Annotated in this window: 10 protein-coding genes; 7 read left to right on the top strand and 3 right to left on the bottom strand. The window is 72.9% G+C overall.

The features are described 5' to 3' along the window. The first annotated feature begins 50 nt into the window (after positions 1-50). The 5 genes from ACN28G_RS06305 to ACN28G_RS06285 all read left to right on the top strand — a co-directional run bounded on the left by ACN28G_RS06305 (position 51) and on the right by ACN28G_RS06285 (position 7,905). A complete protein-coding gene (locus ACN28G_RS06305; RefSeq protein ID WP_421478673.1) occupies positions 51-1,406 on the top strand; it encodes a hypothetical protein in 1,356 nt (451 codons plus the stop codon). A gap of 116 nt (positions 1,407-1,522) precedes the next feature. Next, the gene (locus tag ACN28G_RS06300) at positions 1,523-2,293 is read left to right on the top strand and encodes a hypothetical protein (RefSeq protein ID WP_091436094.1); all 771 of its coding nucleotides are present in this window, start codon (positions 1,523-1,525) and stop codon (positions 2,291-2,293) included. Further along, complete coding sequence (locus ACN28G_RS06295; RefSeq protein WP_308472679.1) at positions 2,293-2,937, top strand: DUF6529 family protein; 645 nt, start codon at positions 2,293-2,295, stop codon at positions 2,935-2,937. Before ACN28G_RS06300 ends, ACN28G_RS06295 begins: the two co-directional genes overlap by 1 nt. 29 nt (positions 2,938-2,966) lie before the next feature. Continuing rightward, a complete protein-coding gene (locus tag ACN28G_RS06290; protein WP_091436092.1) occupies positions 2,967-3,443 on the top strand; it encodes a Rieske (2Fe-2S) protein in 477 nt (158 codons plus the stop codon). Positions 3,444-3,570: 127 nt separating this feature from the next. Then, a complete protein-coding gene (locus ACN28G_RS06285) occupies positions 3,571-7,905 on the top strand; it encodes an ExeM/NucH family extracellular endonuclease (protein ID WP_421478672.1) in 4,335 nt (1,444 codons plus the stop codon). Positions 7,906-7,989: 84 nt separating this feature from the next. Here ACN28G_RS06285 and ACN28G_RS06280 read toward each other — a convergent pair whose 3' ends face one another. From ACN28G_RS06280 to ACN28G_RS06270, 3 genes are read right to left on the bottom strand one after another with little or no spacing between them, the layout of a single operon-like run. Then, positions 7,990-9,615, bottom strand: coding sequence for a prenyltransferase (locus ACN28G_RS06280; protein WP_421478671.1), 1,626 nt, complete (start codon positions 9,613-9,615; stop codon positions 7,990-7,992). Beyond that, positions 9,602-10,498 (bottom strand): terpene synthase family protein, encoded by an 897-nt coding sequence (locus tag ACN28G_RS06275; protein WP_091436089.1) that lies wholly within the window; start codon positions 10,496-10,498, stop codon positions 9,602-9,604. The genes ACN28G_RS06280 and ACN28G_RS06275 overlap by 14 nt, the downstream gene beginning before the upstream one ends. Further along, positions 10,498-11,820, bottom strand: a complete 1,323-nt coding sequence (locus tag ACN28G_RS06270) for a cytochrome P450 (RefSeq protein ID WP_091446222.1) — start codon at positions 11,818-11,820, stop codon at positions 10,498-10,500. The genes ACN28G_RS06275 and ACN28G_RS06270 overlap by 1 nt, the downstream gene beginning before the upstream one ends. Positions 11,821-12,274: 454 nt before the next feature. Between ACN28G_RS06270 and ACN28G_RS06265 the strand changes: the two genes are divergently transcribed. Both ACN28G_RS06265 and ACN28G_RS06260 read left to right on the top strand, forming a co-directional pair. Next, on the top strand, positions 12,275-14,770 hold the full coding sequence (locus tag ACN28G_RS06265; protein WP_421478670.1) for a nitrate- and nitrite sensing domain-containing protein: 2,496 nt from the start codon (positions 12,275-12,277) through the stop codon (positions 14,768-14,770). Positions 14,771-14,785: 15 nt separating this feature from the next. Beyond that, entirely contained in the window at positions 14,786-15,196 is a 411-nt protein-coding gene (locus ACN28G_RS06260) for a roadblock/LC7 domain-containing protein (protein ID WP_175440492.1), read from the top strand. The last annotated feature ends 1 nt before the right edge of the window (position 15,197 follow it).

The raw sequence follows: 15,197 nt of genomic DNA, 5'->3' as shown, positions 1-15,197 counted from the left end.
GCGGTCGTCCGTCACCTCGTGGCGCTCGTGACGTACCCGGAGGATGACGCATGTCCCACGGCGAAGACACCTTCGCAGCACGCCCGGACACGACCTCGCGGCCGACCTTCGACACCGGTCTGCGCGGCTACGACAAACGACAGGTCGATCGCCACGTCGAACAGCTCACCAGTCAACTGTCCACCCTGACCGCCGACCGGGATCGGGCCCACGGCAAGCTGCGCGAGCTGACCGTCGAGCTGAACCAGGTGCACTCGCAGCTGACCGAGCTGCACCAACGACCGGTCCAGGTGGACCGGGCGACCTTCCGTGACCTGGGTCCGATGGTCGACCAGATCCTGGCCCTGGCCGAGAAGCAGGCCGCGGCGATCACCGACACCGCCAGCCGGCGCGCCGACGAGCTGCGCACCGAGGCGGAGAAGACCCTGGTCGAGGCCCGCGAGCGGGCCGAGTCCACCCTGCGGGAGCTGACCGAGCAGGCCACCGCGCGACGCGAGGAGCACGACCGGGCCCACGAGGAACGCCGCAAGGCCGCGCAGGCCGAGCTGACCGAGATCCGCAAGACCGGCGACCGGTTACTCTCGGAGAGCCAGGCCGCGCACGAGCGTGCCCAGCAGGAGGCGAAGCGGATCGAGGAGCAGACCGCCCAGCACGTCGAGCAGGTCCGGGCCGAGGCCGAGGCGTTCACCACCGCGGCCCGCAACCAGATCCAGCAGGAGATGCAGGCCGCCCGCACCCAGGCCCAGCAGGAGCTGGCCCAGTGGCAGGCCGGCGTCGAACGGGAGACCAACGAGCGGCGGGCCACCGCCGAGCAGGACATCACCGAGCAGCACGCGGCGGCCGAGCGGGAGGTGGCGGCCCAGCGCGCCGCCGCCGAGCAGGAGATCGGCACCCTGATCACCGAGGCCCAGCAGTACGCGGCCAAGGTCCGCCAGCACGCCGACGAGCAGGCCGCCACCGGCCAGCAGCAACTGACCCTCGTCCAGCAGGGCATCCGGGAGCGTCGGCAGGCGCTCACCCAGTTGCAGACCGAGTTGGACGCCGCCCAGCAGCAGCTCGCCCGGGTCCGCGCTGAGCAGGCCACCGCCGAACGCGAGATCACCCAGTCGCAGCAGCGGCTCGGTGAGCTCCGGCAGGAGATCGGCGTCGAGGTCGAGCGGCTGGAGAAGGCCCGGCAGGCCTCGGAGTCCGTCGAGCGGCACGCCAAGGAGGTCCGCAGCCGGGTGCAGCGCGAGGCGAAGCGGGTCGCCGACCTGGCCGCCGCGGCCGTCATGGCGGCCGCCGCCGGCGGTGGCGAGACCGCCGAGTACCCGATGGTCGGCCGGCCGGGTGCCGAACGTCCCGCCCCCCGGCACGCCGAGCGGCCCGCCGAGCAGGCCGAGAAGCCGGCCACCACCAACGCCTGAGCTGCCGGGGTCGGGCCGCGGATCTTCGGGTCCACGGCCCGACCCGGCCAGGTTCTTCTCCTGCGGTTGAACGTCCGGCGCGTCCCTGCCGTACGAACAGGAGAAGGGAGCTGCTCATGAAGCGCTTGACGCCGTTGCTCACGCTGCTGACCGGAACCGGACTGGCGGCTGTGCTGTTCACGATGAGTGCGCAGGCGGCACCGCCGACCGCGCGGTCGGCACCGGAGGCCCCACCCCCTGCCGGCGCCTCGGCACCACCGGTGGCCGCCTCGGCCCCACCGGCCGTCCCGGAGCCGTCCGTGCAGCGTCCCGGCACGCCACCTCCGGAGCCCGCGCCGGCCTCGCCGACGCCCGCGCCGACCCCGTCGGCCACGGAAGCGCCGGCCGCGAACTCACCGGCCAAGGTCGACGTCACCTACACCGGTCAGGTCGGCAACGCCGGGGCCACCATCGCCATCACGGTCACCGGCGGAAACGCCACCGCGTACGTCTGCGACGGCAAGAGCCTGGAGATCTGGCTCCAGGGCACCGCCGACAAGGACGGTCAGCTGGCGCTGGACGGCAAGGACGGTGCCCGGCTCACCGGTACCGTCACCGACGGTAAGGCCACCGGGGAGCTGGTGGCCGAGGGGCGGACGTCGACGTTCACCGCCCAGGCGAACGGGTCGAAGACCCCGGTGCTGTACCGCGCCAGCGAGCAGGTCCGCAACGCCGGCATCGACGGTGGCTGGATCATGCTGCCCACCGGCGGCCAGATCGGGGTGGTCACCTGGAACGGCTCCCCGGTTCCGGCGCCGCCGCTGGACCCCGCCTTCGGCACCACGATCGTCAACGGGGTGAGCATCACCGCCGTACCGGTGATTCCGAGCGCCGGCGCCGGTTCGTGATGGAGGCCCGCCGCCGGTTCTCCACGGAGGACTTCCCGGACGTCGGTGACCTCGACCTGCGGGTGCTGCCCGACCCGGACGCGGGGCCGCCGGATCCGCCGGCCGGCCCCGGGGCCGGCCGGCGGGCCTCGTTGTTCGTCCCGCTGCTGGCCGGCGCGGCGGTCGCGGTGGCGCTGGGCGTCTACGGGCGGTTGCACACGCCCACCGGCATCGCGGTCAACGTGGCCGGTTTCTCCGGGCCGCAGACGGTGAAGGTGTGGCTGGGCAGCGTGGCGGCCGGCTTCGCGGTGCTGCAACTGCTCTCCGCGCTGGCGATGTGGGGCCGGCTCGGCGGCTTCTCGCCGTCCTGGGCCGCCGCCGCGCACCGCTGGTGCGGCCGGTTGGCCTTCCTGGCCGCCATCCCGGTGGCCGTGCACTGCCTGTACGCGATCGGCTTCGCCGACTACGACCTGCGGTCGCTGGTCCACTCGGTGCTGGGTTGCTTCTTCTTCGGCGTCTTCACCACCAAGATGCTCACCCTGCCGAAGAAGGGCCTGGCCGGCTGGGTGCTGCCGGTGGTCGGCGGGGTGGTCTTCACCGCCCTCGTCGGGGTCTGGTTGACCTCGTCGGTCTGGTACTTCACCACGTTCGGGGTGCACCTGTGAGCCCCGGCGGAGAGACGAGAAGAGGCACCGTGTCGAACGACGTACCCGGGCGGTCCTGCCCGCCCCGGCGGGCCCTGCTGGCCGGCGCCTGCGCGGTGGGGGTCACCGCGGCGCTGGCCGGCTGCCAGACCTACGGCACCGCACCGGTCGCCGCGCCCGGCGGGCCCGCCCCGGCTCCGGACGGATCGGGCGGCACCGCCGCGCCCGACGGCGCGCCGGCGCCGGCCCTGGCCGCGCTCGCCGACATCCCGGTCGGCGGCGGGAAGATCTTCGCCGACGAGAAGGTGGTGGTGACCCGGCCGACGGCGGAGACCGTCAAGGCGTTCTCGGCCACCTGCACCCACCAGGGCTGCACGGTCACCGAGGTCACCGACGGCACCATCGTCTGCGCCTGCCACAACAGCGTCTTCGACATCGCCGACGGTTCGGTGCGCGGCGGTCCGGCGCGGGCCCCGCTGCCGGCGGCGAACGTCGCGGTCGACGGGGACACCATCCGTCTCGCCTAGCCGGTGACCCAGATCGGTCCCCGCGGGTCTACTTCTCGGTAACCCGTTGCGTCTATCCTCCAGCAGCCAGTTCCCTCTCGGAGGCTCGGAGTTTATGGACCGGAACAGCGGTAGACGGACACGCAACGTGTTGGGCGTACTCCTCACCAGTGGTGCGCTCATCGCAACGACCGGCATTTCCGCCCACGCCCAACCGGCGGCGACGGCGACGACGCCCACGGTCAGTGAGATCCACTATGACAACGCCGGCACCGACACCGGCGAGGCCATCGAGATCGAGGCCCCGTCCGGGTTCGACCTCACCGGATGGCAGATCGTCCTCTACAACGGCACCGGCGGCGCGCCGTACCACACCAGGACGCTTACCGGTGCGGTGCCGGCGGCCGGGGTGGTCGTGCAGACCTGGCCGACCGACGGCATCCAGAACGGCTCCCCCGACGGCGTCGCGCTGGTCTCCCCCACCGGCGAGGTGGCCGAGTTCCTCAGCTACGAGGGGACCTTCACCGCCGTCGGTGGTCCGGCGGGCGGCCGGGCCAGCACCGACATCGGCGTCCAGGAGACCAGCTCCACCCCGGTCGGGCACTCGCTGCAGAAGATCGACGGCAGCTGGCGGGCGCCCGCGCCGCACACCTTCGGGGTACGCAACGGCGGCGGCGGTGACCCGGACCCGGAGCCCGAGCCGGGCACCGGCTGTGACGTCACCGTGGACCGCAGCATCGCCGAGGTGCAGGGCACCGGGGACGCGACGCCGCTGTCCGGCACCCGGGTCACCGTCGAGGGCGTGGTCACCGCCGACCACCGCACCGGCGGCTACAACGGGGTGTACCTGCAGACCGCCGGCAGTGGCGGCGAGCGGCCGGTCGCCGGCGGCACCGCCTCCGACGGCATCTTCGTCTACCTGACCACCAACACCGCCAACCACCCGGCGGTGGCCGTCGGTGACCGGGTGCGGGTCAGCGGCACCGCCACCGAGTTCAACGGGCTCACCCAGCTCGGCATCACCGCCCGCAGCGACGTGCAGGTCTGCGAGCGGGGCGTGCCGCTGCCGGCCCCGGTGCCGGTCACCTTCCCGCTGGACGAGGCCGCCCGCGAGTCGGTCGAGTCCATGCTGGTCGCCCCGGTCGGCCGGTACGCCGTCGCCGAGGTCTACAACACCAACCGGTACGGCGAGGTCGTGCTCACCGCCGGCGAGCAGCCGGCCCGTACCCCCACCGACCTGGCCCGGCCCGGCTCGGCCGAGGCGACGCAGATCGCCACCGCCAACCGGCTGGCCCGGGTGCTGCTCGACGACGGTCGCACCACCAACCTGGCCACCGCCGGGCTGGCCCCGCCGTACCTGTCGAAGGCCGACCCGCTGCGCGTGGGCGACCAGGTGGACGCGTTCGGCCCGACGGTGCTGTCGTACGGGTTCGCCGAGTGGCGGTTGCAGCCGACCACCCCGGTCGACGCCGACACCCCGGCCGCCGCCCGGACCACCTTCAAGGACACCAACCCGCGTACCGCCGCCCCGGTGGACGTCGGCGGTGACATCCGGGTGGCCAGCTTCAACGTGTTGAACTACTTCGTCCACTTCGGTGGCGAGGCCCGCGGGGCGGCCGACGAGGCGGCCCTGGCCAAGCAGGAGGCGAAGATCGTCTCGGCGATCAGCGCGCTGGACGCCGACGTGGTGGCGCTGGAGGAGATCGAGAACTCGGTACGCTTCTCCACCGACTCCCAGCAGGCGCTCAAGCGGCTGGTCGGCGCGCTGAACACCGCCGACGGGGCGGGCACCTGGGACTACGTGCGTACCCCGGCGGACCTGCCGGCCCCGGCGCAGCAGGACGTCATCACCACGGCGATCATCTTCAAGCCGGCGGCGGTCACCCCGAAGGGCGCGTCCCGGTCGGTGAACGACGAGACGGTCTGGTTCAACGCCCGGGAGCCGATCGCGCAGACCTTCACCGCCGGGTCGGTCACCTTCACCGTGGTGGTCAACCACTTCAAGTCCAAGAGCGGCACCGGCACCGGGGACAACGCCGACGCCGGTGACGGTCAGGGTGCCTTCAACGGCGACCGGGTCCGCCAGGCGCGGGCGCTGGCCGCCTTCGTCGACTCCCTCGGCACCGACGACGTGCTGCTGCTCGGCGACTTCAACGCCTACACCCAGGAGGACCCGATGCGGGTCCTCTACGACCAGCGGTACCGCAACCTCAACGACACGTCGAAGACCAGCTACGTCTTCGGCGGCGAGTCCGGCTCGCTGGACCACGCCCTGGCCTCGCCGTCGCTGGCCACCCGGGTCACCGGCGTCGACGTCTGGCAGATCAACGCGGTCGAGTCGTACGCCTTCCAGTACGACGGCCTGCCCGCCTTCTACGCGCCGGACGCGTACCGGGCCAGCGACCACAACCCGCTGGTGGTCGGGATCAGCACCGGCACCGCACCGGTGGAGCTGCAACTGCTCAGCGTCAACGACTTCCACGGCCGGCTGGAGTCACCGGCCACCGTCAACGGTCAGCCGGTCGGCGGGGCCGCCCAGGTGGCCGGTCTGGTGAAGCAGCTGCGTCAGCAGAACCCGAACACCGCGTTCGTCTCCGCCGGGGACAACATCGGCGCGTCGACCTTCATCTCGGCGATCGACGACGACAACCCGACAATCGACGCGTTGAACAGCAGCGGGCTGGTCGCCTCGGCGGTCGGCAACCACGAGTTCGACAAGGGCCTGGCCGACCTGACCGGCCGGGTCACCGACCGGGCCGACTTCCCGTACCTCGGGGCGAACGTGTACCGGGGCACCGAGCGGGTGCTGCCGGCGTACTCGGTGAGTGTCGTCGGTGGGGTCCGGGTCGGCTTCGTCGGTGTGGTCACCGAGCAGACCGCCTCGCTGGTCAGCCCGGACGGCATCGCCGGGTTGACCTTCCGCGACCCGGTGGCCGAGGCCAACCTGGTCGCCGGCCAGCTCTCCGACGGCGACCCGGCCAACGGCGAGGCCGACGTGGTGGTGCTGCTGGCACACGAGGGGGCCTCGACGGAGAACATCGACTCCGCCGCGGAACTCGCCGCCGACCCGGTCTTCGGGAAGTTCACCCGGGTCGACGCGAACATCGACGCCATCTTCAGCGGCCACACCCACCAGCCGTACGCCTTCGAGGTGCCGGTCCCCGGCTCGGACAAGTTGCGTCCGGTGGTGCAGGCCGAGGACTACGGCAAGCGGCTGGGCAAGGTCACGCTCACCTTCGACCCGGCGACGAAGTCGGTGACCGCCGCCGACGCCAGCCTGGTCGACGTGGTCGGCGCGCCGCAGGACCCGGCGGTGGCCGAGATCGTGGCCGCCGCGAAGGCCCGCGCCGAGGAGCTGGGCAAGGAGCCGCTGGGCAAGATCACCGCGGACATCACCCGGGCCTACACCGGTGGCAACGAGGACCGGGGCAAGGAGTCGGCGTTGGGCAACCTGATCGCCGACGTCCAGCTCGCCGGCACCCGGGAGCCCGGTCGGGGCGGGGCGCAGATCGCCTTCATGAACCCGGGCGGGCTCCGGGCCGACCTGCGCTACGGCACCGACGGCACGGTCACCTACGCGGGGGCCTTCGCCGTGCAGCCGTTCGCCAACGACGTGGTCACCAAGAGCTACACCGGCGCCCAGATCAAGCAGGTGCTGGAGGAGCAGTGGCAGCCGGAGGGGGCCTCCCGGCCGGTGCTCTGGCTGGGCGTCTCCAAGGGGTTCAGCTACGTCTACGACCCGCAGGCGCCGAAGGGCTCCCGGATCGTGTCGATCAGCCTGAACGGCACGGCGCTGGATCCGTCCGGCACGTACCGGGTCACGGTGAACTCGTTCCTCGCCGCCGGTGGGGACAACTTCACCACCCTCGGGCAGGGAACCGACCGGGTGACCACCGGTGACAACGACCTGACCATGCTGACCGCGTACCTGGCGGCCAACTCGCCGGTCGCCCCGGACACCACGCCCCGCTCGACGGTGGGCACCGCCGGACCGACCTGCGACGAGACGATCACCGGTCGGTACGACAAGCCGCTGGTGGTCCGGGTCGGCCGGGTGACCTGTCTGGACGACGCCACCATCGTCGGCGACACCACGGTCCGCAAGGGCGCCTCCCTGATCGTCGTGGGCGGCACCCTGCAGGGTGCGCTGGTGGCCAACTCCCCGGCCTCGTTCAGCGTGACCGGGGCCAGGGTGGAGGGCCCGTTGACGGTCTTCGGCGCGACCGGGGCGGTGAGCGTGCTGCGGTCCACGGTGACCGGCCCGGTCTCCATCTCCCGCAACACCGCCGGGGTACGCGTCGACGGGGCCACGGTCGACGCCCCGGTCAACCTGTACGACAACGTCGGCGGCAAGCCGGTGGTCATCGCGGCCAGCACCGTCCAGGGCCCGCTGCGGTGCCAGGGCAACGACCCGGCACCGGTCGACGAGGGCCGGCCCAACACGGTCCAGGGCCCGGCCCGACAGCAGTGCGCCAACCTCTAGCGGTATCCGCCTGACCCTCCGGCCCGTGACCGCACCCGCGGTCACGGGCCGGAGTCCGTCAGCGGCGGGTCAGGCGGTAGGCCGTCAGCGGCGGGTCAGGGCGGTGTCGCCGGCGGTGAGGTGGTCGGCGGCCAGCACGGCCGAACGGACGATCATGGTCGGCTGGTAGAGGTCCTTGTCGTGCCAGAGCTGCGCGTCGCCCGGCTGGTCGGCCACCCGCAGCAGGTGGGCGCGGCCACGGCCGAGCGCCGCCCGGGCCGGCTCTCCGCCGGCCACGGCGAGCAGGTGCAGCGCGTACGCGGTCTCCTCCGGGGTGCCGTGCCACCGGCCCCAGGAGCCGTCCGGGCGCTGGGTGGCCAGCACCCACCGGGCGGCCCGGGCGAGCGCCGGGGCCACCGCCGGGGTGCGGCCGTACCCGGCCAGCGCCAGCGCGCAGCAGAGCGTCGCGTAGTACGGCGAGGCGTGCCACCGGTCGTGCCAGGTGCCGTCGTCGTGCTGCTGGTCGAGCAGGAGCCCCTCCAGCCGGTGGACCGCCGACCGGTACCGGTCGGCGGCCGGCCCGGGCACGGCCGCGCCGCCGGCCAGGTACTCGCCCAACACGTCGAGCACGTGCGCGTTGGTGGTGACGGAGATCCCGTCCTCCCCCGGCCAGGTGCAGAAGCCCGTGCCGATGTCGTACCGCCACAGGCAGTCCGGGTCCACCGGCACGCCGAGCCGCAGCAGCGCGTAGAGGGTGACCGACGTGGTGTCCGCGTCGGGCGGCAGCCCCGGACTGGTCGCCGTGCCGGCCTCGGTCAGGTCGGCGGTGAGGCTGCCCACCAGGTCGGGCGACGCCGCCACCGGCATCCCCGCGCGGGCCAGCGTGCTGACCACCCAGGACCGCTCGAAGACCGTGATCGGGGTGGTGCAGGGTGCCAGCCGGTCACCGCCGGCGACCACCCGTTCCAGATAGGACACCGGAGCCGGCTGCCCGTCGGGCCGGTCGGGCCCGCCGAGCCAGGCGGCGGTCGCCGCGGGGGAGGCGCCGACCGCGCCGTTGGGCTGCGGTGTGACTCCCCGCGCGGCGCGGGCCAGCGGCCCCAGCACCTCCAGGGCGTGGTGCAGCTTGACGTCCAGCGACCGACCCGCCACCGCCTGGTGCCGGACGGCGGCCAGCCGCGCCCCGGTCATGCCGACCGGCAGCCCGAGCCGGCCGGCGGACCGGCCGGTCGGTGGGTGACCGTGCCGGTCGAGGTGCTCGTTGACCGCCTCGACCAACGCCGGCACGATCAGGTCCAACGCCGGGGTGTCCGGCAGCGGGGTGGCCGCGCCGAGCCACCCGGACAGGGCGGTCAGGCCCCGTCCGGCCGCGCGGGCCACCTCGTCCAGGCCGGACACCGTCCGGGTACGCAGCACCGCGAGCAGCGCCTCGGTGGCACTCAGGGTGGGCACCAGCTGGTACCCGTCCCCGGGGCCCCAGCCGCCGTCGGCGTGTTGGCAGTCGAGCAGCCAGCGCACCCGCTGGGCGTGCCCGGCCAACCACGGTGCCAGGCTGACCAGCCGGGCGGTCTCGTAGGTCGACGCCGAGACCTGGCCGGCCGGCCGCGCCAACAGCTGCGCGACCAGCTCGGACGCCCCGTCGACGGAGCCACCGCGCGCGGGGTGGGCCAGTGCCTCAGTGCCGGGGTCGGTCGCGGTGGCCAGTGCGCTCGGGTACTCAGTGCTGGTCAACGTCACCCCAGAAGTCCGTCATCCGGTAGAACCCCGTGGTGAAGCCGATCTCCCGGGAGAGGTAGGCGGCCTGCTGCGGGCAGCTCCGCGCCACCTCCGCCAGGGTGTTCCGGCAGCGCGCCAACCGGTCGCCGGTCCACCGGCGTACCTCGTCGCGGTCGAGACCGAGCGTGAGGATGTTGAGGTCGCCGGCCTTGACGTCCCGGTCGTAGCTGGCCAGGTCGTTGACCAGCCGGATGATCTCCTGGACCTGCCGGCTGGCGGCGGTCAGCTCGTCCAGGTGGGCGAGCGTGTCGGCGTCGCCGGTGGCCAGCCAGTGCGACACGTTGACGAAGGTCGCGCCGTAGTTGTCGGCGTTGGCGAGGTACTCCTCGGCGGTGGGCGGCGGGGTGTCCGGGTCGAGCCGCCACCGCCACTCCCGGGCGTCGGCGGTGAGCATCCGGTGCACCTCGTCGCGCCAGCGTGGGCGCAGCTCGGCGAAGGTGCCGGTGCGGGCCAGGTCGTCGCGGATGCGGGCCAGGAAGCCGCCGAGCAGGTCGTCGGCGCGGGGCGTACCGCCCTCGGCGACCGCCACACAGTCGGCGACGATCCCGGCGACCTCGGTGGCGGAGCTGGCCAGCCGGTCGATCCGCCAGTCCTCGGCGGTCACCCACAGGGAGGTGTGGTTGGCCGTACGGAGCTGCTCGGCGGTGCACCAGGGCGCGATGAACGCCGTCGACATGGCCAACGCGCCGAGCATCGCCGGGTCGACCGGCGGGTCCGGGAAGAGGCCGGGGTGGGCGGCGACGACCTGCTGCAGGTCGCGCTGCCCACGGGAGGCCAGGGCACAGATCCGGCCGTGCTCCGCGGCCGAGTCGAGCTCGGCGTCCACGGTCGCGGGCATCAGACAACCTCCTGGGTACGCTGCCGACGGCTCAGCCGCAGCAGCACGGGTCGGCTGGGACGCAGTGAGGCGGCGACCCGGGTGCCGGGGATGGTCGGGTCGGTCGGGGTGAAGCTGAACCGGCTCAACAGGGTCGCGACGATCAGCGCGGCCTCCAGGTGGAACAGGTGCTCACCGAGGCAGCGGTGCATGCCGAGCCCGAACGGGTAGTGCGCGTTGCGGTGCCGCCCCTCGGCGGCGGCCCGGCCGGGAGCGAACCGGTCCGGGTCGAAGACCTCCGCCCGGGGCCCCCAGAACAGCGGCATCCGCCCGGTGGCGTACGGCGAGACGAGCATGGTCGCCCCCCGCTCGATGCGTACCCCACCCAGCACGTCGTCGGCCGCCGCCCGACGGGGCACGATCCAACCCGCCGGGTAGAGCCGGATCAGCTCGTCCATCACCATGCGGGTGTAGCGCAGCTCCGGTAGCTGCTCGGCCCGGACCGGACCGGTGCCGACCACCTGGTCGATCTCGTCGAGCAGCCGCGCGGCCACCTCGGGATTGTTGGCCAACACGGGAAACAGCCAGGTCAGCACCGTCTGACTGGTCTCGGTGGTGACCGCCATCATGGACACCAGATCGTCGCGCATCCGCTGGTCGCTGAGCGGGGCGCCGTCCGGGGTGCGGGCCCGGACCAGCACGGAGAGCACGTCGTCGCCGTCGCAGGGGTGCTGCCGGGCCCGGCGCAGCACCGGCAGCAGGATGTCGTCGATGGACCGCACGGCGGCGTGGAAGCGGCGGTCCCCGGGCATCCGGACCCACCACGGCACGAACGGCGCGAGGATGCGGGGGGCCATCGAGGTGACGATCGTCTCCTGGGCGTCGGTGATCCGCATCGCCTCGGCCACCGAGATCCGGTCGGCGAAGAAGGCCCGCATGATGGCGGCGCAGACGATGCGGGACAGCTCGGCGCCGATGTCGACCGGGGTGGCGGCGGCCGCGGGACCGTCGAGCTCGGCGACCGCCTCGGCCACGGCGTCGGCCATCGGCGCGACCATCGCGGTGATCCGGGCCGGCCGGAACAGCGGTGCCAGCACCCGGCGGCTGGCCGCCCAGGAGTCGCCCTCGGCGAGGATGCCGTCGCCGACCAGCCGGCGCACCGATCGCCAGAGCGCGGTGTCGTCGCCCCGGGGGTAGTTGGCCGCCCGTTCCTGCAGCACCTGCTGCACGTGGGTGGGGTTGGTGACCAGGTAGGGCCGGGCCACGCCGAGCCCGAGCCGGACCACCTCACCGTCGGACCACCGGCCGGCGTCGACAAGCGCGGCGTGGGCGTCACGGATCATCGCGGGCACCACCCGGCGGGCCGGTACGACCCGCGCGGCGACCGCCGGGGTGGCCTCGGCACTGTCCACAGCGGATACTCCCTCACTGGCGTCGGATGCCGAAGCCGTCACGTTTCGGTCACTGAGGAGACGTTAACGATGTCCTGTGAGTACGACCACCGATGCGGGGCGTGATCGGCTTCACCTTACAGGCATTGACATTCCCGTCGGTGACCTGCCGTGATGCCTCGATCACCGTCCGAAGTGGAAATGTTCGGCGGGCCTCCTGCCCACCCGCCCGACCAGCACCGGGCGGCACTACCCTGCGTATGGACCGGACCGTCGATGTCGTGCGATCTGGGTGCTCTTGAGTGGAGAGTCCGCAAGCTGCTAGCGTCTCCCGGTCTGCCTACTCCGATAGCTCGCCCGGCCGGGACTGCCGGCCGGGTTACCGATGTCCGCCTGGGACGGTTTGATGCGGTATCGCAGCACCAATCTGCGTACGAAGGTCATTGCTCTCCTGCTGTCGCTGGTTGCCCTCTGGTCCTTCGCGGCCTGGGTGACACTGCGTGACGGTGTCTCGCTGCTCGGCGTCCAGACGATCGACAGTCAGGTCGTCGCCCCCAGTGAGCCGCTGCTGCTCGCCCTGCAGGACGAGCGTCGTCTCGCCGTCGCCCACCTCGGCGCCGGTGACCAGAGCGGCCGAGAGGCCCTGGAGGATAGTCGCCGCAAGGTCGACGGCCTGGCCGCGACATTCAAGACCTCGGCCCGCAGCTGGCAGGCGAAGCTGGCCAGCAACAACCGGGCCCAGCAACGGACCGAGACGGCGATCGCCGAGATCGACGCGCTCGCCACGGTCCGGGCCGCCACCGACGACCGCAGCGCCGACCGCAGCAGCACCGAGGCCGCCTACACCCGGGCCATCGAGAGCCTGTTCCAGGTCTACGACGTCGTCGGCGGCATCGACGACATCGAGATCCAGGCCGACACCCGCAACCTGATCGACCTGTACCGCATCCGGGAGCTGCTGTCCCGGCAGGACGGCCTGCTGGCCGGCGTGCTCGCCGCCGGGCGGATCACGCCCGACGAGCACACCCGGTTCAGCCAGCTCGTCGCCGCGCAGCGGTTCCTCACCGACCGGATCGTCACGCAGCTGCGTCCGGAGGACCGGGAGAACATCACCGGCATCCTCTCCGGTGCCGACTTCGACCGGCTGCGCGGTCTCGAGGACCGGGTCGTGCTCAGCGACCGGGACACGGTCCGGCCGGCGATCACCGCCGAGGACTGGGATCCGGCCGCCGGTGCCGCGCTGTCCAGCCTGCAGGAGGCCGTGCTCGAAAGCGGTGACGCGGTGGTCGAGCGGGCCGCGCCGGTGGCCGTCATGGTCATCGTCCGGCTGGTGCTCGCCGCCGGTCTGGGTCTGATCGCCGTCATCGCCTCGGTGATCGTCTCGGTGACCACCGCCCGGTCGTTGATGGCGCAGTTGAAGCGGCTGCGGGAGGCGGCCCGGCACCTGGCCGACGAGCAGCTGCCGACGGTGGTGGAACGCCTCGGCCGGGGCGACAAGGTCGACGTCGACGCCGAGGCGCCACCGCTGGACTTCGGCGACGACGAGATCGGCCAGGTCGGCCAGGCCTTCAACCGGGTGCAGGAGACCGCCGTGCGTACCGCGGTCGAGCAGGCGGAGCTGCGCCGGGCCGTCCGGGACGTCTTCCTCAGCCTCGCCCGGCGTACCCAGGGTCTCGTCCACCGGCAGGTCACCCTGCTGGACGCGATGGAACGGCAGGAGGAGTCCCCGGACAAGCTGGAGGACCTGTTCCGGATCGACCACCTGGCCACCCGGATGCGGCGCAACGCGGAGAACCTGATCGTCCTCTCCGGCGCGGCCCCCGGTCGGGCCTGGCGGCGCAACGTGCCGATGCTCGACGTGGCCCGCGCCGCGACCCAGGAGGTCGAGGACTACACCCGGGTACAGGTACTCCCCCTCGGTTCGGTCGGGCTGGCCGGACGGGCCGTCAGCGACGTGATCCACCTGCTCGCCGAGCTGATCGAGAACGCCCTCACCTTCTCGCCGCCGCAGACCCAGGTCGAGGTCAAGGGGCACCTGGTGGCCAGGGGCTTCGCGGTGGAGATCGAGGACCGCGGGCTCGGCATGAGCGTCGAGGACCTCGCCGCCGCCAACGAGCAGATCAGCAACCCCCGCGACTTCACCCTCTCCAACGCCAACCAGCTGGGGCTGTTCGTGGTGAGCCAGCTCGCCGCCCGGCACGGCATCGGCGTACAGCTGAAGGCCTCCGCGTACGGCGGCACCACCGCCGTCGTGCTGATCCCGATGGAACTGGTGACCGGGGCGGAGACCCTGACCACCGGCCGCGACGCGGGCACCTCGGCACCGACCTCGGACGGCCCCGCACCGGGCGGTCGGCCGCGGCTGTCCACCGCCGAGCCCACCACCGAGACCACCGGTGGCGTCGCGCTCGCCGAGCGACCTGCACGACCCACCACCGGAGGCCGGGAGACCCCGCCGGCCGACACCGCCCGGACCGCGACCGGACGTCCCGGGCGCCGGTCCCCGCTCTCCGACTCCGCCCCGGCCACCCAGGAGCTGCCGATGATCACGCCGGCGCGTTCCGCCCAGCCGTCCACACCGCCCCGGCGTGCCGAGCCGCCGGTCCGGCCGGCCGGACCGGCCGACGAGGCGTCGGCGGATAGTTCCCGCACCCCGGCCGGTCTACCGGTCCGGGTCCGTCAGGCCAGCATCGCCCCACAGCTGCGGGAGAGCGCCGACACCGGCGAGATCACCGACGACGCCGCTGTCGTGATGTCACCCGACCAGGTTCGCCGGACGATGAGTTCGTACCAGCACGGCACCCGGCGTGGACGTGCCGACGCCGAACGGATCAAGGACACCGACAGCGACGTCCCCCGCCCCGACGCGGAGGAACCGCCCGCCGTCGACACCGATCGGTAGAAAGAGGAACGAGTGGTGCAGCAGCAGAAGTCTGCAGGTGACCTGGCCTGGTTGCTCGACGATCTGGTCGGTCGCGTCAAGCAGGCCGAACACGCCATCGTGCTCTCCGTCGACGGCCTGCTGATGGCGGCCTCCACGGGGATGAGCCGGGAGGACGCCGAGCACCTGGCGGCGGTCGCCTCGGGTATCCAGAGCCTCGCCAAGGGCGCCGGCAAGCGCTTCGACGGTGGCCCGGTACGACAGACGGTCATCGAGATGGAGACCCGCTTCCTGTTCGTCACCGCGGCGGGGCACGGTGCCTGCCTGGCCGTGCTCGCCGCCGAGGACGCCGACGTCGGTCTGATCGCCTACGAGATGGCCATGGTGGTCGGACGTGCCGGCCGGTTCCTGGTGGCGCCGGCCCGGCCGGGTAAGCAGGTCTATTGAC

The sequence above is a fragment of the Micromonospora sp. WMMA1923 genome (assembly GCF_049179195.1).
Classification (GTDB): domain Bacteria; phylum Actinomycetota; class Actinomycetes; order Mycobacteriales; family Micromonosporaceae; genus Micromonospora; species Micromonospora yangpuensis.
Note: the sequence above shows the minus strand (reverse complement) of the source record. Positions and strands in the feature narration are given on the sequence as shown.

Coding starts and splice junctions, on each gene's coding strand:
- ACN28G_RS06305 (WP_421478673.1), top strand. CDS start 51: ATGTCCCACGGCGAAGACACCTTCGCAGCACGCCCGGACACGACCTCG.
- ACN28G_RS06300 (WP_091436094.1), top strand. CDS start 1,523: ATGAAGCGCTTGACGCCGTTGCTCACGCTGCTGACCGGAACCGGACTG.
- ACN28G_RS06295 (WP_308472679.1), top strand. CDS start 2,293: ATGGAGGCCCGCCGCCGGTTCTCCACGGAGGACTTCCCGGACGTCGGT.
- ACN28G_RS06275 (WP_091436089.1), bottom strand. CDS start 10,498: ATGCCCGCGACCGTGGACGCCGAGCTCGACTCGGCCGCGGAGCACGGC.
- ACN28G_RS06270 (WP_091446222.1), bottom strand. CDS start 11,820: ATGATCCGTGACGCCCACGCCGCGCTTGTCGACGCCGGCCGGTGGTCC.
- ACN28G_RS06265 (WP_421478670.1), top strand. CDS start 12,275: ATGCGGTATCGCAGCACCAATCTGCGTACGAAGGTCATTGCTCTCCTG.